Source organism: Streptomyces sp. NPDC053048 (assembly GCF_044547045.1).
Taxonomy (GTDB): domain Bacteria; phylum Actinomycetota; class Actinomycetes; order Streptomycetales; family Streptomycetaceae; genus Streptomyces.
The window spans coordinates 1-22,870 of sequence record NZ_JBITZS010000012.1; the positions used below are offsets into that span (position 1 = coordinate 1).

Genomic DNA, 22,870 nt, shown 5'->3' on the forward strand with positions numbered 1-22,870 from the left:
CACACTGGCGATCCCCGCGTCCCGGCACGCACGAGCGACACGGACAGCGATTTCGCCACGGTTGGCGATAAGCACCTTACGCACAACAAACTCCTGTAGGACTGTTCGTGGAATGGGCGCTCACGCGCGCCCATGCAGCGGGACGTGAATCTCGACGCAGGTGCCTTCGCCCGGCTCGCTGTCGATGCGGAGTCGTCCGCCGATGCCTTCGAGCCGTTCGTTCATCGAGCGAAGGCCATGGGACGTGGGCGTGGGGCAGCCGGGGCGGTCCGCAGGGAATCCGACGCCGTCGTCGGTCACGCGCGCGTGGAACCAGCGGCGGGTGACGCGCATGCTGACCTTGACCCGGTTGGCCTCGCCGTGGGCGAAGGCGTTGCGCAGGCATTCGCGCACCACCAGGAAGATCTCATGCCGGTCGTTTTCGGGGACGATGAGTTCGTTGCCCGTCATCGTGATGTCGATGTCGACGCCTGTCGGCGCGGCCTTCGCCACGAAGGCCCTGAGCCCCTCACAGAGTGGGGGCGTGACCGCGTGGCTGCGGATGTTGAAGATCAGCTCCCGCGTGTGGTCCATGGCTTCCCGGACCGAGGACTTCGCTGCCATCAGGTGCTGTGAGCCCTTCGCCTCGGCCTCGTGCAGTTCGATGCGGCGCATGGCCACGGCCAGCTCACTGCCGAGTTGGTCGTGCAGATCGCGGGCGAGCCTGCGGCGTTCGCTGCGGAGACTGTCGTCGATCCTGGCCGCTTGGTCCTTCAGACGCTGCTTTATGGCCGAGTTCAGCGCACGCAGAACGCCGAATCCCCGTGTCAGAGTCGCCTTGTCGGCGTCGCGTTCCTCGTCGACGATCTGCAGCAGCGCACACTCCTTGAGCAGGGTGCAGGCCGTGGCGATCTGATCCATCCGGAGGCCCGACCACGGCGCGGCAGACGGAGCCCGGCCGCCGGTGGCGGTGCTCCCCGGGCGCGACGTCCCGGCGTTGTCCTGAGTGTCGGCGAGCAGCTGTCGGGCACCTTCCGTGAGTGCCGATCGGACCTCGGGCGACCGGCGGTCCTCGGCGTCCAGCTCGCTGGGGAGCAGGAAGTGGAAGCGGTGCAGGATCAGTTCGGCTTCGCCGGGCAGCAGTGTTGCGTGGGGCCGCGACGTGGTGATGGACGGAACGGACGCCAAGCGCCTGACTGTTCCGCTGTGCCCGGTAGTTGGAGCGGTGATCGCTCGCGTCAGGCCATCACGCAGTGCCTCGGCGAAATCCCTCCCCAGGGCGGCTTCCGACATCTTTCCCCCTTGATGTGAGGCGCCGGTAGGCGAAGCCTTCTGCCTTCACCGGCGCTTCGTTCGGTACACCTCTGTCGGTGTCGCCGCCCCCTCCAGCCCCAAGGCGCCGACTGGCGGAAAAGTAACATACCTTTGAGTAGGTATGTTTCGCGCCGTCAATGTTCCGTCAATGCGGCCGCCGCCATGCTCCAGGCGAACTCGGGCCAGGTTGAATGGATTTGATCGCCGATCGCCAGCGGCACCGACTGCTGCGCCATGACGATGGCGAGCAGCAGACGGGCGGCCGACTCCGGAGGATGGTGCCGCCCCACCTCCCCGGCGCCCTGGGCGGAGAGGATCCGGCTCGCGAAGTTCCGGTGCACGCTGCCCAGGAGTTCTCCGCCGGGATGCCCGGCGGCGGTGCGGTCCCTGCTGAGGCGGAACGCCGCCCGCACCCTGGTGTCGCTGCTCATGCTTCCGGCCAGCCCCAGGACCAGCGCCCGGAGTACCGTCACGGGCCCCGTACCCGCTGCGTCGGCCTGGCCGTTCAGCTCATCCCACACGGCCTCCCCGTGTCGCACGAGCTCGTCCGCGAGGTCGTCCTTCGTTGGGAAGTGTCCGTAGAGGGCGCCCTTGGTCATGCCGGTACGTGCCGCCACGGCCTGCATGGTCGTGTGCGCGTATCCATGTGCGGAGAACTCCTCCGCGGCCGCGTCGAGCACCCCTTCGCGTGTGCGCAGGGCTCTTTCCTGCTTCGCCACCGTCACTCCTCGTTTCGGACGACCCGTCACGCAAAAACATACCTTTGCGACGGTATTTGTGCGCGACGGGTCCGTCACTCAGAGCGTCGACACGGCTGGTCTCTCCCCACCGCCTCCCGTGGGCGTGTCCAGTGGCCCCGCGACGGCCGGAAGGACGCGCCAGCCGGGCCGGCGGGCGTGCTCCACGAGAACCGGGTCGCCACCCACGACGACGGGATGGCCCACCGCGCTCAGCATGGGCAGGTCGCTGGAGTGGTCCCCGTAGGCGAAGCAGTCGCCCGGGGCGACCGCCCAGTCGGCGAGGGTAGCGGCGACGGCCGCGGCCTTGCCCTCACCGATGACCGGTCGCAGGACTTCGCCGGTGAGTACACCCTCGGGGTCCGTGAGCTGGCGTGTGCACAGCACCAGGTCTGCCCCCAGGTCCTCGGCGACGGGCGTCAGACAGGCGGAGAAGGACCCCGACACCAGCACCACCCGGTCGCCGCGCCGCTGATGCCGCCGCAGCTCCAGCAGGGTCGTGATGACGGCCGCGTCGGGGCGCGAGCGGTACTCGGCGTACCAGGACCGGCCGGCTTCCCCGAGCCGGTCCGCCGAGACCCCGGCGAACAGGCGGTAGTAGGCGCGGTTGGCATCCGCCCTGGTCAGCCGGGAGAGGTCGGGGAGCAGCTCGACGGGATCCCGCTCCACGGGACCTTCAGTGGTCGTGACGACCCAGTGGTTCCAGAAGCTCCACATGCTCTTGCCGCTGATCAGTGTCTCGTCGACATCGAAGAACGCCACACTTCCGGTCACCGGGCACCCTCCGCACCCAGCACCGCCTGCGCGTAGTGGTCGGCCGCCGCCTCGAAGCCCAGCGCGCCGTGGGCCGCCGCCGCGGTCACGTCCCGCCATCGGCGCTGCAACGGGTCGCCCTCGGCCTGGGCCCGCGCTCCGGCGGCCTTCATCAGGCGGCCGACGGCCGTGGCGCATTGGTGCACGGCCGCGGAGGCGTCGCGGACGTTCTCGGCCACAGTCACGGGGGTCACCTCCGCCGCGTCCGCCCGGTGGGCCGCGGCTTCCAGCATCAGGCCCGCCGCGTGGATCTCGGCCGATGCTAGGGCCAGCGTCCGCCGGGCACCGGCGGTGGGGGAGGCGGGGCTTCCGTCGGGACCGCGCCGGGCGGCGACACCCGCGGTCCAGTTCCGCAGCGCCGCGTGTGCGGCACCCAACACGGGCGCCGCGAACTGCAGGCCGGCGACCAACTGGTACGGAATCGCGTGGCAGCGGGCGGCACCCGGGTCCGTACGGGCCAGGTCCGGCAGGGTGAAGGTCCGGTGCCCGGGGACGAACGCGTCGTCCACGACCACCACATGGCTGCCGGTGCCCTTGAGTCCGGCGTTGCGCCAGGTGTCGAGGACCTCGACGGCGGCCCGCGGTAGGGCGAAGACCCGGACGACCCGCTCGGCACCGGTGCCGGTGAGGCTCGACAGGAGGATCCAGTGCGCGTGGTCGACGCCGCTGGCGTACGACCAGCGTCCGGCGAGACGCCACCCGCCGTCGGTCGCGGTGGCCTCGCCCGCCGGAGGGACCACGGCGGCGGCGATGCGGACGTCGGGCGTGTCGCCCCACAGCTCGTACTGCGCGGCTTCCGGAAGGTAGGCCGCCAGGCGCCCGTGCGCGGCGTAGAGGGCGGCGCACCAGGAGGTGGACGCACAGGTCTCGCCCACGGCCGCCACTGCCCAGAGGGCGGCGGTGAACGTTCCCGCTGTACCGCCCCACCGCCGGGGGACGAAGTGCCGGGCGAAGCCCGCGTCCGTGATGGCCTCGGCGAGTTCGGGCGTCAGCCTGTGCAGGCGCTCGACGTCCGTCACGGAGCGCTCGGTCAGAGCCACCAGCGGGTTCAGAGCGGCCAGGGGGTTCGCGGCGTCGATGTTCCCGGCGGGGCTGCTGGTGGCGGTCAGCACGTGCCGCTCCTCAGCGTCGCCTCGGCCAGCGTCACGCCGTCCTGAACGGCCGTCACCCGCTGGATTCCCCCGTCCGGCCGTCCGGCCGAGATGGTCACCGGTGCGTCCGGTTCGCCGAACGCCGTGAACCGCACCTTGGCTCCGTACGGCATTCGCGCACCGTGCCCGCCAGTGATCGATCCCGCCTGCCGGAACGCCTCGAGCAGGGCCATGCCGGGTACGTGGTCGCAGCTGTGGTCGAACAGCACCGGATGGCCGGGGTCGAGCCGAAGTCGCCAGTCTCCGTCGGTCAAAGGGGCCAGGACGACGTCCCGCGCGTTGGGGCGGCCCACGGTCTCCGGGGAGATCGCCTCCGACTCGTACACCATGGCCGCATCGGTGGGCGGCAGGGGCGCGGCCGCGGAAGGCGACGCACCGCGCCAGCGCATCCTGGCGTACTGCTCCCGATCAACGGCCCGCCAGCGCAGGCCCACCCGGGCGCGACGCCGGTGGTCCACGCTGACGACTGCCTCCATGGTCATATCGAGCCGGCCAGGCCGTGGGGAGTTGTGGGTGCAGGTGAGGTCGATGAAGACTGCCGGAGGCTCATCACCCGCGGGCCGGGTGGCCGCGCCGTCGATGTCGAAGTCCAGCTCGGTGAGGACGAAGGCATGGTTTGCCGGTACGTCGTAGTAGAGGTGGGAAACGCCGATCGCGGACTGACGAACCGTTTCCACGAGGAGAAGAGGGTCGAGTGTCCCGGGCGCGCTCGGGCGGAACATCACATGGTCCCGCGGCCACTGCGCGGCCACGGCGAACCGGCCGGACCCCAGTTGCGCCACATCCGTGAGGAAGACCTCGGAAACGGCACTCTTGTGCACCAATGTGCGCGGCAACGGCCGGTCGAACGAAAGGCCCGTCTCGTGATCTATTATGTCGCACTGACGAAAATCGAGCATTGGATGTGCGGTGACTGGCACCGTGATCCCCCCTGTTTTGCTTGGATCAAAGCACAGTCGATCGTGTGGTCGGGCCCAGCGGCCCACCCCCGTCGACCAGCAGGAAATATACCTTCCGGAAGGAATATTTCGATTGGGATATCGCTGTGATGCCAAGCACCCGCCCGGGACGCCCCGTTCGGCGCGCGTCCGTCGAAAGGAACGTTCAACGTGACGCGAGTCCCCGCCGAATGGACCAGGCGCCGCTCGTTGACCGAGCAGCGCCCCCACCCCAGCCAGGACCGGGCCGTGCAGACCCGGGCAGCGATACTGCGCGCGGCAGCGAAGCTCTTTTCGGAGCATGGTTTCTCGGGGACCTCCCTCCAGGGCGTCGCCGAGGAACTCGGCATGACTAAGGGGGCCGTGTACCACCACTTCACGAACAAGGAGAGCCTCGCCGTCGCGCTCGTCGAGGAGCACTACGCGCGCTGGCCGATCCTGCTGGAGGACGTGAAGGCCCTCGGTCTGCCCCCGCTGGAGACCTGCCGCGAACTGCTCGACCGCGTCGCCCTCGCGTTCCACAGGGACGTCGTGGTGCAGGCGAGCGCACGTCTGCAGCTCGAGCGGTCCTTGTTCAACGCTCCGCTGCCGGTGCCGTACGTGGGGTGGACGGAACTGCTGAGCAGCCTCCTCGCCGACGCCAAGGAGGCCGGCCAGCTCCGCGTCGACGTGGTGCCGGAGGTGGCGGCCGGCGCCATCGTCTCCGGGTTCTTCGGCGTCCAGCATGTCTCCGACGCCCTGCATCGGCGATCCGATCTGCCCGACCGTTGGCGGGAGATGGGTGACCTGGTGTTCCGCTCCATCAGCGCCGTCGCCGACTGACGCCACTCGGCCCCTGTGGGGTAAGTGGGTCAGACGGCCTTCAGTACCCCGCCGTCGACGCGGTAGTCCGCGCCGGTGATGCTCCCCGCCAGCGGTGACGCGAGGAACGCGACCAGCGCCGCTACCTCGGCGGGCTCGGCGAGCCGGCCGGTGCTGATGCCCATGGTCGCGGGGAGCCGCGCCATGAATTCGTCGTAACCGAGCCCGGCCGCCTTCGCCAGGTCCCCGGCATAACCCTCGGGGTCCTTCCAGTTCTGCGTCAGCGTCGGGCCGGGGGTGACGGTGTTGACCCGTACACCCCGGGGACCGAATTCCTCGGACAGTGCCTTGCTCAGATTGGTCAGTCCCGCCTTGGCGACCCCGTAGTCGACGGGATGGTAGGAAGCGCGGGCGCCGATCGACGAGATGTTCACGATCGCACCCCGTCGCTCGATGATGCTGGGCAGGGCGGCCCGGGTCACCCGCACCGCGCTCAGCAGGTTGATGTCCAGTGAGCGCTGCCAGGTCGCGTCGTCCAGGGAGAGGAATCCCTCGGCCAGGTCGACTCCCTCGACGCCGCCACCCACGTTGTTGATCAGCACGTCGATGCCGCCGAGCTCCTCGAGCGCGTGGGAGACGAGGCGCTTTCCGCCGTCGGGCCGGCTGAGGTCCACGGAGAAGGCTGGCCCGCCGAGCGCGGCCAGCTGGGGAGTAACGGTGCGGGCGGTGCCGAGTACTCGCATGCCCTCGGAGGTCAGGTATTCCGCGATGGCGAGGCCGATGCCGCGGCTCGCACCCGTTACGACGGCTGTCTTGCCGGTCAGTTGGAGGTCCATGACCCCATTCTCCCGGCGCGTGGCCTGGTGTACGCACCATGGACTACTCATAAAGTGGCATTGAAAACACGGTGGTTCCTCGGCGGTGAAACCCTGGCGGAGTGAAGGTCAAAGCCGCATCGTAGCGAGCTGAATCCTGGCCGCCCACAGTTCTCGAAACCCTGTCGGCAAGGCCCCTGAGGATTTACGCTCTTCTCGCGGGTTCCCTGCCGGGTCGCTGCCCGCAATCCCGCCGACCGCTGCCCTGGGAGGGCCTGTGCCCACGGCCGTCCTGTTCACCTCGAACGTCCGGGGCCGGGCGGCATGCGCGCTGATACGGTCCGAAACCCCCGCGGTGACGGCACCGCTGCATCCCGCTGAGGAGGCGCTCAGGCGCACCATGGCCCCCGGCCGACGGAGCGACTTCACCGTGGGCCGGCTGGCCGCGGCGCGTGCTCTGTCGGCCATCGGGGTCTCCGGGCCCGTGCTGCGAAACGGCCGGAGACCGCTGTTCCCCGCCGGGGTGAAGGGCGCGATCAGTCACAGCGCGGGCCATGTGGGCGCGAGCCTGGTCAGCGGCTGCCGGGACGTCGTCAGCGTCGGTGTGGACGTCGAACGCACCGACCGGCTGAGCCGGGAGGCCGAGGGCATCGTGTGCACCCCGTGGGAACGCGACTGGGTGGCCGGCGCCCGACGCCCGCAGAGCAGGCTGTCGGTGCTCTTTTCCGTGAAAGAGGCCGTCTACAAGGCGATCGCCGCCCTCAGCCTCGACCGCCGGCCCACGTTCCAGGACGCCGAAGTACGCTTCGACAGCACGCGATTGCGCATCAGGATCGCCCCCGGGCTGCTTCCGCACGGATTCCGGCTGACCGGTGAGGTCAGGCTCGTCAAGGGCAGCTACGCCGTGGCGTCCGTCCTCGTACTGGCGCCGGGCGCCCGGCCCCGCTGACACCCGGACGGAGCCGGTCCGGCACACCGGGCGTTATTCCTTTCGACGTAGTGCTGTTCCTCCGGTGGCAGTGCGGTCCCTCCCTTTGGCCCGATTCGTTGTCGGGCCTTGTTCGGCGTTTGTATCGTCCGATGCGTCGGCCGAGGCGCCGGCGCGAAGCGAGGAGATCACCGCGTGCTTTCTTTCGGAGTCCTGGGCCCCTTGGAAATCTCCGCCGACGGCCGGAACCTGCCTGCGCCCCGCGGTCCCAAGGTGCGCCAGATCCTGTCGTTGTTGCTGCTGGAGCCCAGCCGCCATGTCAACAACTCGGCCATCCTCGAGGAATTGTGGGGCCAGGACGTTCCGCGCACGGCCGTATCGACGATCCGTACGCACATCTACCATCTGCGCCGGGCCCTCGAGCAGAGCGCTGCCGGCCTGACCCCGGCCGGAGCGGTCCCCGACGACCTGATCACGACACGGCCCTCCGGATACAGCCTGTGCCCGGACCGGGTACGGCTGGACAGCGTGCTGTTCCTCGGGCACGCCCGGGAAGGGGACCGGCTGCTCAAGACCGGCGACTACGCGGCGGCCTCCGAGCGGCTGCGGCAGGCGCTGGACGTATGGCGCGGTGCCGCGCTGGCGGACGTCACCTGCGGGCCGGTGCTGTTGCAGCACGTGCGGCATCTCGAGGAGATCCGCACCAGGGCGCTGGAGCAGCGGATCGAGGCCGACATGCACCTCGGCCTGCACCGTGAGCTCGTTCCCGAGCTGCGCAGCGTGGTCGCGGCCCATCCGCTGAACGAGTGGATGCACGCCCAGTTCATCACCGCCCTGCACCGCAGCGGCCGCCGCGGGGACGCACTGCACGCCTACCAGAACGTACGGAAGATCCTCGGCGACGAACTGGGCCTGGAGCCCTCGCCCGTGCTGCAGCGGCTGCAGCGACAGGTACTGACCGCCGCTCCCGTGGGCTGATCCCACCGTGAAAACACCGGTTGCCCGGTACGTGTGGTGTACCGGGCAACCGGGTCGGGGACGAGCGCGCCGGGGGATTACGCACTCGCCCGGTCCTATGCGGAGGCCGTGACCTTCTCGGCCTCCTGGGCCTCTCCGGCATCCGCCTGGGCGGCCTTCTGGCGGTCGGTGAGGACGGCGTAGAGGATCACCGCGGTGACGGCGCAGATGGCCGCGGCACCCCAGAGCACCACGCGCAGACCGTCGGTGTGACCCTGGGCGATGAAGTCCAGGAAGTCCGCACGGCTGCCCTCGGCCACCTTCTCGGCCGCATCCGTGGAGTTCCCGCTGGTCACGCTGTCGGCGACAGCGTGGGAATCACCGGCGCCGGCGAAGCGGGAGAGCCCGTCGGAGAGCTTGGACTGCACGAGGGAGACCGTCGCGGCCACCATGCCGGCCACGGCCACGGCCTCGCTGGCCAGGCGGATCGTGTTGAACATGCCGGTGGCCATGCCGACGCGGGCGGGCGGGACGGTGCTCACGGCGGCGCCGTCCATGAGGCCGAAGATCAGGCCGATGCCAATGCCGATGACCAGCAGCGGGCCGAAGAGCCCCAGCGCGCCGATGCCCGGGTGGATGACGGTGAGCCAGCCGCAGCCGATGCCGACCAGCAGCAGGGCACCGGAGAGCACGTTCCGCAGGGAGACGCCGGCGGCCACGAGCTTGCCCGCGACCAGCGGGAAGACGAAGACGGGCGCGGTCATCATCAGCAGGGTCAGTCCGGCCTCGTTGTCGGAGGCGCCGTTGGAGCCCACGAGGTAGGACGGCAGCAGGACCATCAGGCCGACGAAGCCGAAGGAAACGGCGGTCGCCAGCAGGTTCACGCCGACGAAGCGAGCGTCCTTGAAGAGGGAAAGGTCGAACATCGGCTGCGTCGCGCGGCGTTCCACCATGATGAAGGCGATCAGCATGACCACGCAGCCGGCGAACAGGCCCAGCGTCGCGCCGGAGGCCCAGCCCCACTGAGGTCCCTCGATGATGGCCAGGGTGAAGGCGAACAGCGCGAGGCTGAAGGTGATGGTGCCCGGCCAGTCGACACCGCTGGCCTCGGGGTTGCGCGATTCCTGGATGAAGCCGAAGCCCAGCAGCGCCACGACCGTGATCACGACCTGGAGGAGGAACACCGAACGCCAGCCGAGGCTGCTCACCAGCAGACCGGACAGCGTCGGGCCGAGGGCGAGACCGGCACCGATGGTGACGCCGACGAACGCGAACGCCTTGGCACGGGCGGCGCCGCTGAACATGTTCGCCATGACGGAGGCGCCGGCGGTCATGACCGCGCCGGCGGCCACACCGGCGAGGCCGCGGGCGATGTCGACGAGCACGATGTCCTGGGCGAGAGCGGCACCCAGCGAGGAGACGCCGTAGAGCGCGATGCCGAAGCCGAAGACCTTCTTGCGGCCGATCTGGTCGGCGATGGCGCCGGCGGCCATCATGCAACTGGCGGCCATGACGTTGTAGGCGTTGACGACCCACTGCAGCGGCACGACTCCGGCGTGGAGGTCCTGGCCGATGGCGGGCAGGGCCACGGGCGAACCGCTGAGCCCGAGCGGGACGATGAGCAGGGCGAGACAGACGATGAAGATCGTCAACCCCGCACGTGGGGGTGACTCGGGTGCGGCGGCGTCGGACGTCATCCGAGAACTCCTGTTCTGAAGATTCCGTGCGGGATGGACGGAAAGCAGGGGACGGAAAGCGGGCGCGAACGGAAGCGGGGGGTGGTGCCCCGGCTGCCTGCCGCGCGGCGCGGCAGGCAGCCGGGCGACTGTCGGTCAGCCGCGGGGGGCGCGGGCCGGCAGGTTCTCGATGAAGCGGGAGAGCGTCTGCAGGAAGCGGTTGTTCTCCCACTGCGCGTAGGTGACGTCCTGGTGGGCCAGGGCGAAGTCCGAGTGGACGGACACCTCGGGGATGCGGGAGGCGGCGGCGACCGAGGCGGCGGCCTGGCCGACCGTGCCGCCGGTCATGCCGGACTGGAAGGCGTACAGCGGGATGTCGATGTCCTTGCCGTGGGCCAGGCGCAGGCCCAGGTGGCGGGTGACGTCGTTCTCGGCCAGGTCCATGGCCGCGACGTAGTCGAGCATGACGCGGTTGAGGGTGTACCAGAGCCAGCTGCTGCGCCCCGGGCCGGCGAACGCCTCGGCGACGGTGGACAGGCGGACCGGGCCACCGTCGACCCAGGCGCCGTTGTCGTCCAGGTGGCCGGCGTGGACGGCGTACGGGGGGATGCGGCGCTCGGCGTCGAACAGCCAGCCCAGCAGGCCGGCGTTGGTCACCTTGCGGTCGGGGCGCAGGGCCTCGGGCAGGCGCTCGGCGAGGGTCGAGACGCCCTCCGGGTCCTCAACGGCGTGCCGCGCTGCCAGCTGGAACCAGACGGCCGCGGACTCGGGGCGCTCGCCCAGGCCGATGGCGGTGCTGGTGAAGTTCTCGAAGATCGCGTCGCCCTGGATCTGCGACAGCCAGCCCTTCGCGGCCTCCAGCGGAAGCTCGAACTCCATGCCGGCGCCGGAGAAGGCGTTGTGGACACCGCCGTCGACCACGACGAGACCGGCCAGCTCGGAGTAGCCGGGAGTGCCGTCGAAGTCCCAGGAGGCGTAGGAGAGCACGGCGGTGGCGCCGACGGACACGCCGCCCAGCACGACCTCGCGCTCGCCGCCGGCGGCGGCCTGGCGGACGACCTCGCGCACGTCGCCGACGAGGACGGACAGGCCCCACTCGGCCGCGTAGGGCGCGTCGGTGCCGGTCATGCTCTGGTAGTGGCCGTCGAGGTAGTACTCGGTGGCGTGCTCGAGGCCGCCCGCGAAGGTGGCGAGGTCGGCCAGGTTCTGCTCGCGCCGGTCGATGGCCCAGACCTGCAGGTCGGAGGAGGCCTTGGCGAGGCTGCGGGCCGTGTGCAGGAAGACGTTCGAGCCGCCCTCGCGGCCGCCCAGCAGTACCAGCACCCGGCGCGCGGCGGCGTTGCCGACCTTGAGGACACCAACCTTCTGCACCTCGGCCGGGCCGGCTGCCGGGGCGCCGGCGATGTGCTCGTACGTCTCGATCCAGCCGGGCTGGTCAGTCTGGGCGCTCATTACTCAATCCACTCCTCGTTAGCTGCGGGTTGACCCGCTGTCGCAACACGACGGTATCTGAAAATCCAGAAAGTGCAACAGCTCTGTAGCGCTAATGGGGGTGCATGTTACTTTGGTGTAGTGCTCGCGGCGGCTGGTGCCGCCGGCCCACAAGAGAGGCGGGACATTCGTGTCGAAGTCAGAGCAGGACCGGCCGCTGCGCGCGGACGCCGAGAGGACCGTGCGCACGATCCTGGAGGTGGCCGAGCGGGTGCTCGGCGACGATCCGACTGCGAGCCTCGGTCAGATCGCCGCCGCCGCAGGAGTGGCGCGCACCACCATCCACCGACGGTTCTCCTCGCGCGAGGCGCTGATCGACGCGATGGCGGGCTTCGCCTACCGCCAGGTGGCCGACGCCATCGAGGCCGGTCGGCCGCAGACCGCACCGCCGCTGGTCGCGCTGCACCAGATCACCGCGAACGTTGTCCAGATCAAGAGCGCGTGGCGGTTCACCATCGGCGACCAGGTCCCCGCGGACCCCGAGGCCGCTGCGGTCCGCGAAGGCATCTTCGACACCTGCCTGAATCTGCTGGACCGCGCCCAGCAGGCCGGCGTGCTGCGCACGGACGTCGACCTGATCTGGGCCCGCCGGGTCTACCACCTGCTGCTGGAGCAGGCGGCCGAGGAGCTCGCGGTACGCGGCGGTGAGCCCGACGCGCTCGCCGAGACCGTGGTCGACACACTGCTGCACGGGCTGGGCCGACCCGCGTAACGACGATGCCCGCCGACGCGACCGGCGTCGGCGGGCATCGGCCATGTGGCTCGCATACGACGACGGCGGGCGCGGAAACCCGAGGGTTTCCGCGCCCGCCGTCGTACGGGGCGTACGTGCTTACGCGGCCGCCACCGGGGCGCCGACCTTCGGGCGGTCCCAGACGCCCAGCTGACGGGCGAGCTCGATGTCGTCGCGCACGGCCCAGTGCTCGTGGACCTTGCCGTCGGCGATCCGGTAGATGTGGATGTGCTGCACCTCGACCCGCTTGTTGGTCGGCGCTATGCCCATGAACTCACCCACGTGGATGCCGGAGAAGACGACGCGCAGCGTCGCCTTGTCGCCGCTGGCGAAGGCGTCGACGATCTCCCAGCGGGCGTCCTTCCACACACCGCGCATCCAGCGAGCGGTGTTGGCGTAGGCGTCCGGGCCGGTCGGGGCACCCTCCGGGGCCTCGTAGTCGACAAAGCCCTCGGCCACCAGGCGCTGGGCCGTGCCCTCGTTGCCGTCGTTGAAGATCTCGCCCATGGCGATGGCGATCTCGAGAACTTCCTCGTTGGTCATGACGAACTCCTTATCGGGGAATGCGGGTTTATGAAGGACTGGAAGGGCAAGAGGAGCAGGGCTACGCGCCCATACCGAGGCCGCCGCTGACGGGCAGCGCGGCGCCGGTGACGAAGGCCGCCGCGTCGCTGGCGAGGAAGCGCACGGCGTCGGCAACCTCCTGGGCGGTACCGGTGCGGCCCAGCGGCGTCTGGCTCAGCAGGTCCTTGCGGCGCTTGTCCGTGACCGCCTCGATCATGTCGGTCTCGATGAGGCCGGGGGTGACCATGTTGACCGTGATGTTGCGCTTGCCCAGCTCCCAGGCCAGGGAGCGGGCCAGGCCGAGCATCCCGGACTTGGAGGCGGCGTAGTTGGTCTGCGCGCGCGAGCCCATGAAGCCCATCACCGAGGAGACGAACACGATCCGGCCGCGCTTGGCGGTGATCATGCCCGGCGCCACCAGCCGGGCCGCCCGGAAGGCGCCCACGAGGTTGGTGTCGATGACCTCCTCGAAGTCCTCCACGCGCATCAGCGGCGACAGCGAGTCGCGGGTGATGCCCGCGTTGGCCACCAGTACTTCGACCGGACCGAAGCGCTCCGTCACCTCCTCGACGCCGCGCCGCAGTGATTCGGAATCGGTGACGTCGCAGCGCACACCGGCGAGCCCCTCCGGAGGCTCACCCGAGCGGTGGGTGACGACTACCTTGTCGCCGTTCTCGGCGAAGGACTGGGCGATGGACAGCCCGATCCCGCGGTTGCCGCCGGTGACCAGGACGGTTCGGGACATCAGTGGGTACTCCTGGGGTCGTTGGTGGCGTCGGGCCGGCGATCCGGCTCAGGCCAGCAGCTGGTCGAGGCGCGCGATGGCGGCGTCGGTGTCGGTGAAGTGGATGGCCTGCCAACCGACGGCCTCGGCACCGGTGCAGTTGACCGCGGTGTCGTCGATCAGCACACATTCGTGCGGAGCCACGTTCGCCAGCTTCTCCGCCATCGCGTAGATCTCGGGGTCGGGCTTGCGGCAGCCGGTCTGGAAGGAGAGCAGCAGGTCGTCGAAGAGGCCCTCCGGCGCGACCATGGTGCGCCAGTGCCGGTCCCACTCGGGGGGCATGTTGGAGATCAGGCCGACGAACACACCGGCGTCATGGGCCCGCCGGATCCGCTCCAGCCAGGCCTCGTTGATCTCCCGGTGCTCGAACCATTTGACCCCGAAATCGCTGAGGTCAGCCTCCACGGCGTACCGCGAGGCCAGCTCGGCCTCGACCTGCCGCGCCCACTCCGCCTCGCTGACCAGCGGAATGTCCAGCGGGGCCATCATGTCCAGGCCGTAGGTGTCGCCGACCGCGCGCATGGCGCCGGTGAGCTGCTCCAGCGTCAGCCCGAGCCGGCGGCTGAACGCGTCCATGGTCTCGCGCAGCGGTGGGGTGAGGACGCCACGGAAGTCGGTCCAAATCGCCCGGACGCGAGGGATCCCGGTACCGCTGCTCATTCTGTGTCTCCTCGAAGGGTGAAGCCGATCTCGGCGATCGCCTGGCTGTCCTGGATGAAGGTCACCGGGAACTCGTGTTCACGCCTGCCGGAGCCGGTCGCGACAGGAGTGGTGACCTCGATCGGGCCGTCCAGCTCGGCGTAGCGGGTGAAGCGCGCCTCGACGCCTGTCACCACGGCGCGCCCGGCCGGGGTGCCGTCGCCTGCGGCCAGCGCCAGGAAGGACAGCTGACGCGCCGCCTCCATCAGCACCATCGCCGGGTAATGGTCGTAGACGTGGTCGAACAGGCTCCGGTTGTCGAAGCGCGGCGAGAGGGCGGCGGTGACGAACCCGTCCCGTACGACCGGCTCGCCGAGCACGACGTTGGCCGGGTTGAGGCGGCCGACCCGCGCCGCGTCCACCGGGGCGCCGCCCGGCCGGCCCGTCTGCTGCGAGGTGAGCGGAGCGGTCGTCCTGCGCTGCAGGAAGCGCAGCTTCTCGTACTCCTCGGACGTCGTCGCGCCGACCTCGATGTGGGCGCGGCCCACCGTGCGGTCGCGCATGGCCAGTTCCATGTCGAAGCGCAGCGCCCGCAGCCGACCGCCGCGGCCCACCGTCCGGGTGACGGTCTCGGTCAGCTCCAGCTCACCCGGGCGCTCCCCGATGAGCAGTGCGTCCGGCTCGTCCAGGTGCAGGGACCACCCGTTGACCAGGAACGTGGTGTTCAGCGGGAGGTCCAGGTGCAGATGCGCGCCATGGGTGGATGCCTGCCGGGCGGCCTCCAGCAGCAGGAGAACGTCGAACCGGGCCGGCGTCTGCAGGTGGTCCTGGTAGTAACCGTGGGACAGCGGCAGCTGCGCGGCCGCCCGGAACCGGTCCGTGCCGTTCGGCAGCGAGTCGGTGACGAACACCTCGGCCACCGAAGCGCGGTGGACGAGGTGCCGTTCAACGGTACGTGCGAAAGCGAGCCGGGCGTGGGACGCGGCTTCGGCGCCGGCTTCGGTAGTTGCGGTCATCCCTGCTTCCAGATTCGGTCGCTGTCACGACATGTGGAGGGCTGTCGGGAAGCGACTCTGCAGGGGCGGCATAAAAGTGAGGTGGACGACCGGTAAAAATGATTCCGAGAATGCCGATTGCGCTCTCAGCGCTGCCTGTATTACCTCCATGGGCACACGTCATGTCACTTTCGGCACCCCTCACCGTATCGATGGTCGAGCTTGTGCGGGCCGGTACCGGGGGCTTCGATCGAAGTGAATTGATTTCTCGGACGACTGGGTTCGGACCATTTCCTTACCGGGTCGGCGTCGAAAGGAACACGTAATTGGCTGAGAACACCACGCGCGTCGTGGTCACCGGTCTCGGCGCCGTCAGCAGCCTGGGCATCGGCGCCGCGGCCTTCACTGACGGCATCAAGCGTGCGAGCAGCGGCATTTCGCCGATCCAGGCCTTTGACGCCAGCGGATTCGAGCACTCCCTCGCTGGTGAGGTGCGGGACTTCCGCCCGGAGCTGCTGCTGGAGCGCGTGGGCCACGAGCGGTGGGGGCGCAGCGCGCAGTTCGCCGCCGCGGCTGCCCGGCTCGCAGTGGAGGATTCCGGCCTGAGCGCCGGAGAACTCTCCGAGGCGCGCGCCGGCAGCAGCATGGGCACCACCAACGGCGAGGCCCAGGTCTTCCAGCAGCTGACGGAGCAGTGGCTCGAGGGCGGCCTGGCCGGCCTGGATCCGTCCCTTGTCGAGCAGGCGCCCACCAACCGCATCGCCACGGCGGTCAACACCGAGCTGGGCCTGACCGGTGAGGCCCAGACGATCGGCACGGCCTGCTCGGCGAGCAACTACGCCATCGGCTACGGCTACGACATGGTGCGCAGCGGCGCCGCCGACTACATGATCTGCGGCGGCGCGGACGCCGTGAACCGCGCCACTCACGCCGGCTTCCACCGCCTGGGCGCCATCGCCGACGACGTGTGCCGCCCCTTCGACGAGCACCGCAGCGGCATCGTGACCGCGGAGGGCGGAGTGGCCCTGCTCCTGGAGCCGCTGGAGCGGGCTCTGGACCGCGGGGCGCGCATCTACGCGGAGGTTCTCGGCTACGGCATCACCTGCGACGCCAAGCACCCCACCCAGCCGGACCGGGACGGGATCGCGGAGTGCATCCGCCGCGCCCACCGCAACGCGGGCGTGGAGCCCGAGGACGTCGACTACGTGTGCGCTCACGGCACCGGCACCCGCGCCAACGACACCACCGAGGTCGCGGCGGCTCGGGCGGTCTTCGGTGACAAGGTCCCGCCGATCAGTTCCATCAAGTCGATGCTCGGGCACACCATGGGGGCCGCCAGCGGCTTTGGCGCGCTGATCTCGTGCATGGCGGTGTACGAAGGGTTCCTGCCGCCCACCGCCACTGTCCGCGACGTCGATCCGGAGCTCGGCCCGGACCTCGACTGCGTGCCGCGCGAGTCGCGACCCGCAAGGGTGCGGGTGGCCCAGAACCACGGCTTCGCCTTCGGCGGCAACAACGCGATCGTCATGCTCGGGGAGGTGGCGTGATGAACAATCCGATTACCACGGACATCGTCGGCTACGGAGTTCTCAGCGCGGCGGGAGCCGGGCTCAAGGTGCTGGCCGAGGCGGTGCGCACGGGCGAACTGGGCCGTGAGGCGGACGCCGACGACCTCGCCGCCGCGGGTTGTGAGGGCCGGCTGCCGCTGGATGTGCGGCCCGTTCCCGGATTCCACCCGGAGGAGTACCTGGGCCGCAAGGGGCTGCGCAACCACAGCCGGACCGCCAAGCTGGGCATGGCCGCCTGCGAGATGGCCCTGGACAGCCTCGTCGAGGAGATCCCGGACGAGCGCCGCGGCCACACCGGCGTGGTGCTCGGCTCGAGCACCGGCAGCGCCCGCGCCTTCGGCGAGTTCTTCCGTGAGACCTACGAGCAGGAGCGCCCGTACCTGGTCAGCCCCGCGCTGTTCCCCGGCATCCTGATGAACAGCCCCGCCAGCGCGTTCGCTATGCGGCACTCCCTGACCGGTGTGAACGCCAGCCTCGCGGGAGGCCAGCTCTCCAGCCTCACCGCCCTGCGCTATGCCCGCAACTCCCTGCTCAACGGGCACAGCGAGCGGCTGCTGGTGGGCGGTGTGGAGGAGCTGAGCCCGCACACCGCGTGGGCCTGGCACCGCAGCGGGGCGCTGGGCGCCGGAGGAGTGGTCGGCGAGGGCAGCGCGGTCTTCGTGCTGCAGCGTTCCGACGCCGCCCCGCCCCGCGCCACGGGCACGCTGGCCGGCGTGGTCGGCTGCGAGATCGGCTTCCGTGACCCGGAGCAGGGGCCGGCGGCTGTCGCCGAGGGTCTGGCCCGGTGCGTCGGGGACGCCCTGAAGGCGGCCGGTGCCACGGCGGACGAGGTCCGGGTGGTGTCGGCCGGGTCCACCGGCCGGCGCGGCTGGCGGGCCGTCGAGACCCGCGGGCGCGGCCGGGCGCTGGGCACGGGCTCGGACGCCCTCGTTCTGCGGGTGCAGGACGTGCTCGGCGAGACGTACAGCGCGAGCGGCGCGCTGCAGCTCGCGGCGCTCCTCGCGCACTGGGAGACCACCGAGGGCGAGCCCGGCGAGCTGGGGCTGGTGACCTCGGTGGGCCACGATGGCACGGTCGGCTGCCTCGCGGTGCGGCGCGGGCAGGGCGGTGTGCGCTGACGTGGCGTAGGTGAACGGCCCCGGGGCGGCGGGCAGTGGGCCCGTCGCCCCGGGGCCGGCCGGTGACCGCGTCGCTCAGCGCGTGGGGCCGTTGTCGTCCGGGGACGACGCCTCCGCGTCCGCCCGGTCCTGTTTGGCCTGCACCTCCGGGTCCAGGCCGGAGCGCGCGCTGCCGTCGACGGACGTCGGCGTGGAGCGGTCGGCGAGCTCGGTGGCCTCCGGGGGCTCGACGAGCCAGTCCGGGTTGGCCTGCTTGTCCCACCACTTCCACACGGCGACCGCGCCGCCGGCGAGGATGCCGAGCACCGCCAGCCGCCGGGCCACCCGGCCCGCCCGGCCGCACCGGCCGCGGCGGCGGGTCAGCTTCTCCACGTCCGCGGCCGAGATCTCGCCGCGCAGCGCGGCGAGCGCGGCGGTGCCCCGGGAGAGCGCCTCGTCCCGCACCGGCTCGGCGACCGCGCGGGCCCTGACCGCCGCATGGTCGATCTTGGGAGGCAGGGCATCCCGGGCGTGCTCGAGCCGGGGATGCAGATGTGCGTCGTACTGCGAGCGCGCCTGGTGCGCGGCCTCCGCGACCATGGGAGCGAGCCGGGTCCGGGCCTCATGCGCGTAGTGCACGGCCGCGTCCTTCGCGGTGCCGGCGTAGGGCGCCACCACTTCCGCGGCGTGGCGCACGCTGTCCTTGGCGGTGCTGGTCGCGGCGCGCACGCTGTCCTTGCGGGTCACGAGAACCTCCTCCTCGGTGGCGTATGGTTTGTCGCCTTTCCACCCATTGGAAGATCATGCCCCCCGATGGGCGGTGCGGCATGTGCGGGCGGGCATCCGGGTCAAAGGGGAGCTTCGGTCGACAATGCCATGGTTCGCCGCCGCGCGCCGGGCTTTGGTGGTTACTCGCCGCGAAGCCGCCGTGCGAGGATCGTCAGTCGTCAGCGAAGACTATGGAAGGTAGACCGTGGCCGAGCAGCTTTACGCCACCCTGAAGACCAACCAGGGCGACATCGAGGTTCAGCTTTTCCCGAACCACGCGCCCCAGACGGTCAGGAACTTCGTCGAGCTCGCCGAGGGCAAGCGGGAGTGGGTGAACCCGGAGACGGGCGCGAAGACCACGGACAAGCTGTACGACGGCACGATCTTCCACCGCGTCATCAGCGGCTTCATGATCCAGGGCGGTGACCCGCTGGGCAACGGCACCGGCGGCCCCGGCTACAAGTTCAAGGACGAGTTCCACCCGGACCTCGCCTTCACCAAGCCCTACCTGCTGGCCATGGCCAACGCCGGACCGGGCACCAACGGCTCGCAGTTCTTCGTCACCGTCGCCCCCACCGCGTGGCTGACGGGCAAGCACACCATCTTCGGCGAGGTCACCGACAAGGCGAGCCAGGTGGTCGTGGACAGGATCGCGACCACCGCGACCAACCCGCGCACCGACCGCCCGGTCAACGACGTGGTCATCGAGTCGGTGGTCATCGAGCGGCGCTGATCCCGGGGCCGCGAGGCCGCACGGGAACCTGCCGCCCCGCCCGTCCGTATGACGGGCGGGGCCGCGCCACGCAGACAGGGCACACCGGCCCGTGAGTGACAGGGGCAAGGGGAGAGCATGAACGACCAGGCCGTCTGCTGCTACCGGCACCCGGACCGGGAGACCGGCATCCGCTGCACCCGCTGCGACCGCCCGATCTGCCCGGAGTGCATGGTCGACGCCTCGGTCGGGTTCCAGTGCCCGGAGTGCGTGGGCAGCGGTTCGGGGACGGGCCACGGCCCGAGCGCGAACGCGCCGCGCACGATCGCCGGCGGCGTCCAGACGGCGGACCCCCGTCTGGTGACCAAGGTGCTGCTCGGTATCAACGTCGCCCTGTGGATCGCGGTGATGGCCACGGGCACCGTGCTGCTGGACGGCCTCGAGCTGTTCGGCCGCGCCGCCCTGTCGGACTTCGGCCCGCTGGAGGGCGTCGCCGAGGGGCAGTGGTACCGCCTGCTGACGGCGATGTTCCTGCACCAGGCGCCGATGCACCTGGCCTTCAACATGCTCTCGCTGTGGTGGCTGGGCCCGCCGCTGGAAATGGCCCTCGGCCGCGCCCGCTACCTGGCGCTCTACCTGCTCGCGGGGCTCGGCGGCAGCGCGCTGACCTACCTGGTCGCCGCCCCGAACCAGCCCTCGCTGGGCGCCTCCGGTGCGATCTTCGGCCTGCTGGGTGCCACGGCGGTGCTGCTGCGCCGGCTGAAGTACGACATGCGCCCGGTGATCATCCTGCTGGTGCTCAACCTGATCTTCACCTTCACCTGGAGCAACATCGCCTGGGAGGCGCACGTCGGCGGCCTGGTGGTGGGCACGGCGGTGGCGTACGGAATGGTGCACGCCCCCCGCGGGAAGCGGCTGCTCGTCCAGCGCCTCACCTGCGCGGTGGCGCTGCTGGCGATCGTCGCGGTGGTGGGCGTCCGCACGCTCCAGCTGGGCTGAGCGCGGGCGTGCGGGGCCGGCCCTGGCGCACGTCACTCACACCGGTGGACGCACAGGTTGTCCACAACGGGCGGGGAATCCTGTGCACAGTGTGGGGAACATGTGTTCGTGACGTCCGCTGCCCCGCTGAGCTGCGATTCCGCTGGAAGGCGCCGGTGTGACCATCGATACGCAACGCGTGCGATCAGTCACACCGGCGTCAACCTCGAGGAGGTTATCCACAGATCTTCTGAGTTTTTCCCCACTGTGGACGAGGGTGTGGATAACTCCGAGGGAAGCTCAGGGCAGAGCTTCGGCGGACGGTGGGGTCGTCCGCCGCTTCCCCTGTGTGGAACGACTGCTTCCCCTGGGTGGAGACGACTACTTCCACTGGGTGGAGACGACGAACCCCGCGGCGATGAATCCGAAACCGACCACGATGTTCCAGTTGCGCAGGGACTGGATCGGCATGTCGCCGCTCGTCACGTAGAAGATGACGATCCAGGCCAGTCCGATCAGGAACATCGCCAGCATCAGCGGTGCGACCCAGCGCCGGCCGGTGTTCAGCTTGATGTTCTGCTGCTTCGCCGGCGGCGGCGTGAAGTCGTCTTTCTTGCGGATCCGTGACTTCGGCACGAGGGAACTCTCCTGTCGATGCGCTGCGTGACCGCGCTGGGATTACATCGGGCTGTCCGCCGGGGCAGGAACGACGGGAACGCTTCCTTCCCCCGGGCGTCCGTTAGCGTAGTGCTTCCGCGGCGTCGGAGAGGATAAGGGTACGTTGAGCAACTCTGCGGACTCCACCAGCGCGCCCGTCCGGCGGTTCCGCCCGGTACGGCTGTTGACCGGCGGAGTCTTCGCGCTCGCCGGGCTCATCTTCTGGATGAGCTTCAACACGGCACAGGGCACCAACATCCGTACAGACGACTCCATGCTGCGTCTGTCCGATCTCATCCAGGAGCGCAGCCGCAAGAACGGCGACCTCGAGGACAGCGCCGCCACCGCCCGCGCCCAGGTCGACGCCCTCGCCCGGCGCGACAACGGCGGCAGCGCGCAGGACCGCAGGCTCACCGCCCTGGAGAACGCCGCCGGCACCCGCAGGCTCGACGGCACCGGACTGACCGTCACCCTCACCGACGCGCCGCCCAACGCCACCGCCCGGATCCCCGGCGTCCCCCAGCCGCAGCCCAACGACCTGGTCATCCACCAGCAGGACCTCCAGGCCGTGGTCAACGCCCTGTGGAAGGGCGGCGCCAAGGGCATCCAGGTGATGGACCAGCGGCTGATCTCCACCAGCGCCGTCCGCTGCGTCGGCAACACCCTCATCCTCCAGGGCCGCGTCTACTCCCCGCCCTACAAGGTGACCGCCATCGGCGACCGCGGCCTGCTGCGCAGGGCGCTCGCCGAGTCCCCCGCGATCCAGAACTACCAGCAGTACGTGGCCGCGTACGGCCTCGGCTGGAAAGTGGACGAGCACGACAAGGTGACTCTGCCCGGTTACTCGGGCACAGTGGATCTCCACTACGCCAAGCCCGTGGGGTGACCCGGGAGGGAGCCGGCGATGGGGTTACGACTCGTCGTCCGTACGCTCAGCGAGCTGTGCCTGACCATTGGCACGCTCATCGTCCTCTTCGTGGTGTACGTCCTGTACTGGACCGGCGTCCGCGCGGACAGCGCCATGGAGGACGAGCTCAGCCGCCTCCGGGACCGCTGGGCCGCGGGACCGGCGCCCGCGCCGGGACCGGAGGCCGGTGCGCGGGACGCCCGTCCGCCCGCCACGCCCTCCCCGCACGCCGCCGACCCGGGAGCGCCCCCCGGCGCGGGAACGCCCCCTGATCCTGGCGCCACCCCCGCACCGCCGCCCCCCGGCAGCGGGCAGCACCGCCTGACCGTCCCCGCCGGGCCCCGGACGGAGTACCGCCCCGGCGCGTCGTTCGCCGTCATGCGCATCCCCCGCTTCGGCGCCGGATGGGTCAAGCCCGTCCTCCAGGGCACCGGCACCGAGCTGCTCAAGAAGGGCCTGGGCCACTACGAGCGCACCGCCGGCCCCGGCGAGCAGGGCAACTTCGCGGTCGCCGGCCACCGCCGCACCTACGGCGACCCCTTCAAGGACCTCGACGAGCTGCGCCCCGGCGACGCCGTGGTGATCGGCGACGGGACGACCTGGTTCACCTACCGCGTCGACACCCGCCCCTACCGGACGCTGCCCGGCGACACCGCCGTGATCGACCCGGTGCCCGCGGCGGCCGGCTACCGGCAGCCCGGCCGCTATCTGACGCTCACCACCTGCGACCCGGAGTGGGGACACAGCCACCGGCTGATCGTCTGGGGCCATCTGGCGGAGACCCGGCCGGTCGGCGAGGGCGGGCCCACGGCTTTGTCCGGCTGACGCCCCGGTTCCGCCCCGCCGCCCCTTAGTCTGGTGCCGCACA

At 70.5% G+C, this 22,870-nt stretch carries 25 protein-coding genes; 10 read left to right on the forward strand and 15 right to left on the reverse strand.

The window, feature by feature from the left end:
* The 6 genes from ACIG36_RS28780 to ACIG36_RS28805 all read right to left on the reverse strand — a co-directional run.
* On the reverse strand, positions 1 to 84 hold an 84-nt coding region (locus ACIG36_RS28780), incomplete at its 3' end, for a biotin carboxylase N-terminal domain-containing protein (protein ID WP_355335748.1).
* 36 nt (positions 85 to 120) lie between these two features.
* Positions 121 to 1,272 carry a sensor histidine kinase gene (locus tag ACIG36_RS28785; protein ID WP_399933976.1) on the reverse strand — a complete coding sequence of 384 codons (1,152 nt, stop codon included), beginning with the start codon at positions 1,270 to 1,272 and terminating at the stop codon, positions 121 to 123.
* A gap of 155 nt (positions 1,273 to 1,427) precedes the next feature.
* Positions 1,428 to 2,012 (reverse strand): TetR family transcriptional regulator, encoded by a 585-nt coding sequence (locus tag ACIG36_RS28790; RefSeq protein ID WP_399933978.1) that lies wholly within the window; start codon positions 2,010 to 2,012, stop codon positions 1,428 to 1,430.
* 78 nt (positions 2,013 to 2,090) lie between these two features.
* Entirely contained in the window at positions 2,091 to 2,804 is a 714-nt protein-coding gene (locus ACIG36_RS28795) for an HAD family hydrolase (RefSeq protein ID WP_399933980.1), read from the reverse strand.
* Complete coding sequence (locus tag ACIG36_RS28800; RefSeq protein ID WP_399933983.1) at positions 2,801 to 3,955, reverse strand: oxidoreductase; 1,155 nt, start codon at positions 3,953 to 3,955, stop codon at positions 2,801 to 2,803. The genes ACIG36_RS28795 and ACIG36_RS28800 overlap by 4 nt, the downstream gene beginning before the upstream one ends.
* The gene (locus tag ACIG36_RS28805; protein ID WP_399933986.1) at positions 3,949 to 4,893 is read right to left on the reverse strand and encodes a ScbA/BarX family gamma-butyrolactone biosynthesis protein; all 945 of its coding nucleotides are present in this window, start codon (positions 4,891 to 4,893) and stop codon (positions 3,949 to 3,951) included. Before ACIG36_RS28805 ends, ACIG36_RS28800 begins: the two co-directional genes overlap by 7 nt.
* Before the next feature lie 210 nt (positions 4,894 to 5,103).
* On the opposite strand from ACIG36_RS28805, the gene ACIG36_RS28810 reads away from it, so the two are divergent.
* Positions 5,104 to 5,754: a ScbR family autoregulator-binding transcription factor gene (locus tag ACIG36_RS28810; protein WP_399933989.1), complete on the forward strand. Its 651-nt coding sequence runs from the start codon at positions 5,104 to 5,106 to the stop codon at positions 5,752 to 5,754.
* A gap of 29 nt (positions 5,755 to 5,783) precedes the next feature.
* Here ACIG36_RS28810 and ACIG36_RS28815 read toward each other — a convergent pair whose 3' ends face one another.
* On the reverse strand, positions 5,784 to 6,569 hold the full coding sequence (locus tag ACIG36_RS28815; RefSeq protein WP_399933991.1) for an SDR family oxidoreductase: 786 nt from the start codon (positions 6,567 to 6,569) through the stop codon (positions 5,784 to 5,786).
* Positions 6,570 to 6,825: 256 nt separating this feature from the next.
* Here ACIG36_RS28815 and ACIG36_RS28820 point away from each other — a divergent pair, with 256 nt between their 5' ends.
* Together ACIG36_RS28820 and ACIG36_RS28825 are read left to right on the forward strand one after the other, a co-directional pair.
* Positions 6,826 to 7,497 carry a 4'-phosphopantetheinyl transferase gene (locus tag ACIG36_RS28820; RefSeq protein ID WP_399933994.1) on the forward strand — a complete coding sequence of 224 codons (672 nt, stop codon included), beginning with the start codon at positions 6,826 to 6,828 and terminating at the stop codon, positions 7,495 to 7,497.
* Between the two features lie 174 nt (positions 7,498 to 7,671).
* The gene (locus ACIG36_RS28825; RefSeq protein ID WP_399933996.1) at positions 7,672 to 8,454 is read left to right on the forward strand and encodes a BTAD domain-containing putative transcriptional regulator; all 783 of its coding nucleotides are present in this window, start codon (positions 7,672 to 7,674) and stop codon (positions 8,452 to 8,454) included.
* 95 nt (positions 8,455 to 8,549) lie between these two features.
* Here ACIG36_RS28825 and ACIG36_RS28830 read toward each other — a convergent pair whose 3' ends face one another.
* Together ACIG36_RS28830 and ACIG36_RS28835 are read right to left on the reverse strand one after the other, a co-directional pair.
* Positions 8,550 to 10,130 (reverse strand): MFS transporter, encoded by a 1,581-nt coding sequence (locus ACIG36_RS28830; RefSeq protein ID WP_399933998.1) that lies wholly within the window; start codon positions 10,128 to 10,130, stop codon positions 8,550 to 8,552.
* A 135-nt stretch (positions 10,131 to 10,265) separates the two neighbouring features.
* The gene (locus tag ACIG36_RS28835) at positions 10,266 to 11,561 is read right to left on the reverse strand and encodes an alpha/beta hydrolase (protein ID WP_399934000.1); all 1,296 of its coding nucleotides are present in this window, start codon (positions 11,559 to 11,561) and stop codon (positions 10,266 to 10,268) included.
* A 169-nt stretch (positions 11,562 to 11,730) separates the two neighbouring features.
* Between ACIG36_RS28835 and ACIG36_RS28840 the strand changes: the two genes are divergently transcribed.
* Positions 11,731 to 12,312: a TetR/AcrR family transcriptional regulator gene (locus ACIG36_RS28840; RefSeq protein WP_399934002.1), complete on the forward strand. Its 582-nt coding sequence runs from the start codon at positions 11,731 to 11,733 to the stop codon at positions 12,310 to 12,312.
* 120 nt (positions 12,313 to 12,432) lie between these two features.
* On the opposite strand, the gene ACIG36_RS28845 is transcribed toward ACIG36_RS28840, so the two are convergent.
* From ACIG36_RS28845 to ACIG36_RS28860, 4 genes are all read right to left on the reverse strand, one after another.
* Positions 12,433 to 12,876 (reverse strand): ester cyclase, encoded by a 444-nt coding sequence (locus ACIG36_RS28845; RefSeq protein ID WP_399934005.1) that lies wholly within the window; start codon positions 12,874 to 12,876, stop codon positions 12,433 to 12,435.
* 61 nt (positions 12,877 to 12,937) lie between these two features.
* Positions 12,938 to 13,642, reverse strand: a complete 705-nt coding sequence (gene fabG / locus ACIG36_RS28850; RefSeq protein ID WP_399934007.1) for a 3-oxoacyl-ACP reductase FabG — start codon at positions 13,640 to 13,642, stop codon at positions 12,938 to 12,940.
* 48 nt (positions 13,643 to 13,690) lie between these two features.
* Positions 13,691 to 14,341, reverse strand: a complete 651-nt coding sequence (locus ACIG36_RS28855; RefSeq protein ID WP_399934010.1) for an HAD-IA family hydrolase — start codon at positions 14,339 to 14,341, stop codon at positions 13,691 to 13,693.
* A complete protein-coding gene (locus ACIG36_RS28860) occupies positions 14,338 to 15,336 on the reverse strand; it encodes a ScbA/BarX family gamma-butyrolactone biosynthesis protein (protein ID WP_399934012.1) in 999 nt (332 codons plus the stop codon). Before ACIG36_RS28860 ends, ACIG36_RS28855 begins: the two co-directional genes overlap by 4 nt.
* Before the next feature lie 305 nt (positions 15,337 to 15,641).
* Here ACIG36_RS28860 and ACIG36_RS28865 point away from each other — a divergent pair, with 305 nt between their 5' ends.
* Both ACIG36_RS28865 and ACIG36_RS28870 read left to right on the forward strand, forming a co-directional pair.
* Positions 15,642 to 16,862 carry a beta-ketoacyl-[acyl-carrier-protein] synthase family protein gene (locus ACIG36_RS28865; protein WP_399934014.1) on the forward strand — a complete coding sequence of 407 codons (1,221 nt, stop codon included), beginning with the start codon at positions 15,642 to 15,644 and terminating at the stop codon, positions 16,860 to 16,862.
* Positions 16,862 to 18,001 (forward strand): beta-ketoacyl synthase N-terminal-like domain-containing protein, encoded by a 1,140-nt coding sequence (locus ACIG36_RS28870; protein ID WP_399934017.1) that lies wholly within the window; start codon positions 16,862 to 16,864, stop codon positions 17,999 to 18,001. The genes ACIG36_RS28865 and ACIG36_RS28870 overlap by 1 nt, the downstream gene beginning before the upstream one ends.
* A 75-nt stretch (positions 18,002 to 18,076) precedes the next feature.
* Here ACIG36_RS28870 and ACIG36_RS28875 read toward each other — a convergent pair whose 3' ends face one another.
* Positions 18,077 to 18,727, reverse strand: a complete 651-nt coding sequence (locus ACIG36_RS28875; RefSeq protein ID WP_399934019.1) for a DUF5324 family protein — start codon at positions 18,725 to 18,727, stop codon at positions 18,077 to 18,079.
* A gap of 226 nt (positions 18,728 to 18,953) precedes the next feature.
* Here ACIG36_RS28875 and ACIG36_RS28880 point away from each other — a divergent pair, with 226 nt between their 5' ends.
* The gene (locus ACIG36_RS28880; RefSeq protein ID WP_399934021.1) at positions 18,954 to 19,481 is read left to right on the forward strand and encodes a peptidylprolyl isomerase; all 528 of its coding nucleotides are present in this window, start codon (positions 18,954 to 18,956) and stop codon (positions 19,479 to 19,481) included.
* Positions 19,482 to 19,598: 117 nt separating this feature from the next.
* Entirely contained in the window at positions 19,599 to 20,459 is an 861-nt protein-coding gene (locus ACIG36_RS28885; RefSeq protein ID WP_399934024.1) for a rhomboid family intramembrane serine protease, read from the forward strand.
* Positions 20,460 to 20,819: 360 nt separating this feature from the next.
* Here ACIG36_RS28885 and crgA read toward each other — a convergent pair whose 3' ends face one another.
* Positions 20,820 to 21,074: a cell division protein CrgA gene (crgA, locus tag ACIG36_RS28890; protein WP_399934026.1), complete on the reverse strand. Its 255-nt coding sequence runs from the start codon at positions 21,072 to 21,074 to the stop codon at positions 20,820 to 20,822.
* 145 nt (positions 21,075 to 21,219) lie between these two features.
* Between crgA and ACIG36_RS28895 the strand changes: the two genes are divergently transcribed.
* On the forward strand, positions 21,220 to 21,981 hold the full coding sequence (locus ACIG36_RS28895) for a DUF881 domain-containing protein (protein WP_399934028.1): 762 nt from the start codon (positions 21,220 to 21,222) through the stop codon (positions 21,979 to 21,981).
* A gap of 18 nt (positions 21,982 to 21,999) precedes the next feature.
* Positions 22,000 to 22,827, forward strand: a complete 828-nt coding sequence (locus ACIG36_RS28900; RefSeq protein ID WP_399934031.1) for a class E sortase — start codon at positions 22,000 to 22,002, stop codon at positions 22,825 to 22,827.
* Positions 22,828 to 22,870 lie beyond the last annotated feature (43 nt).

What these genes read in the sequence shown, in the direction of transcription:
- ACIG36_RS28785 (WP_399933976.1), bottom strand. Translation starts at nt 1,272, where the DNA reads ATGTCGGAAGCCGCCCTGGGGAGGGATTTCGCCGAGGCACTGCGTGAT.
- ACIG36_RS28805 (WP_399933986.1), bottom strand. Translation starts at nt 4,893, where the DNA reads ATGCTCGATTTTCGTCAGTGCGACATAATAGATCACGAGACGGGCCTT.
- ACIG36_RS28815 (WP_399933991.1), bottom strand. Translation starts at nt 6,569, where the DNA reads ATGGACCTCCAACTGACCGGCAAGACAGCCGTCGTAACGGGTGCGAGC.
- ACIG36_RS28830 (WP_399933998.1), bottom strand. Translation starts at nt 10,130, where the DNA reads ATGACGTCCGACGCCGCCGCACCCGAGTCACCCCCACGTGCGGGGTTG.
- ACIG36_RS28835 (WP_399934000.1), bottom strand. Translation starts at nt 11,561, where the DNA reads ATGAGCGCCCAGACTGACCAGCCCGGCTGGATCGAGACGTACGAGCAC.
- ACIG36_RS28845 (WP_399934005.1), bottom strand. Translation starts at nt 12,876, where the DNA reads ATGACCAACGAGGAAGTTCTCGAGATCGCCATCGCCATGGGCGAGATC.
- fabG (WP_399934007.1), bottom strand. Translation starts at nt 13,642, where the DNA reads ATGTCCCGAACCGTCCTGGTCACCGGCGGCAACCGCGGGATCGGGCTG.
- ACIG36_RS28855 (WP_399934010.1), bottom strand. Translation starts at nt 14,341, where the DNA reads ATGAGCAGCGGTACCGGGATCCCTCGCGTCCGGGCGATTTGGACCGAC.
- ACIG36_RS28860 (WP_399934012.1), bottom strand. Translation starts at nt 15,336, where the DNA reads ATGACCGCAACTACCGAAGCCGGCGCCGAAGCCGCGTCCCACGCCCGG.
- ACIG36_RS28870 (WP_399934017.1), top strand. Translation starts at nt 16,862, where the DNA reads ATGAACAATCCGATTACCACGGACATCGTCGGCTACGGAGTTCTCAGC.
- ACIG36_RS28885 (WP_399934024.1), top strand. Translation starts at nt 19,599, where the DNA reads ATGAACGACCAGGCCGTCTGCTGCTACCGGCACCCGGACCGGGAGACC.
- ACIG36_RS28900 (WP_399934031.1), top strand. Translation starts at nt 22,000, where the DNA reads ATGGGGTTACGACTCGTCGTCCGTACGCTCAGCGAGCTGTGCCTGACC.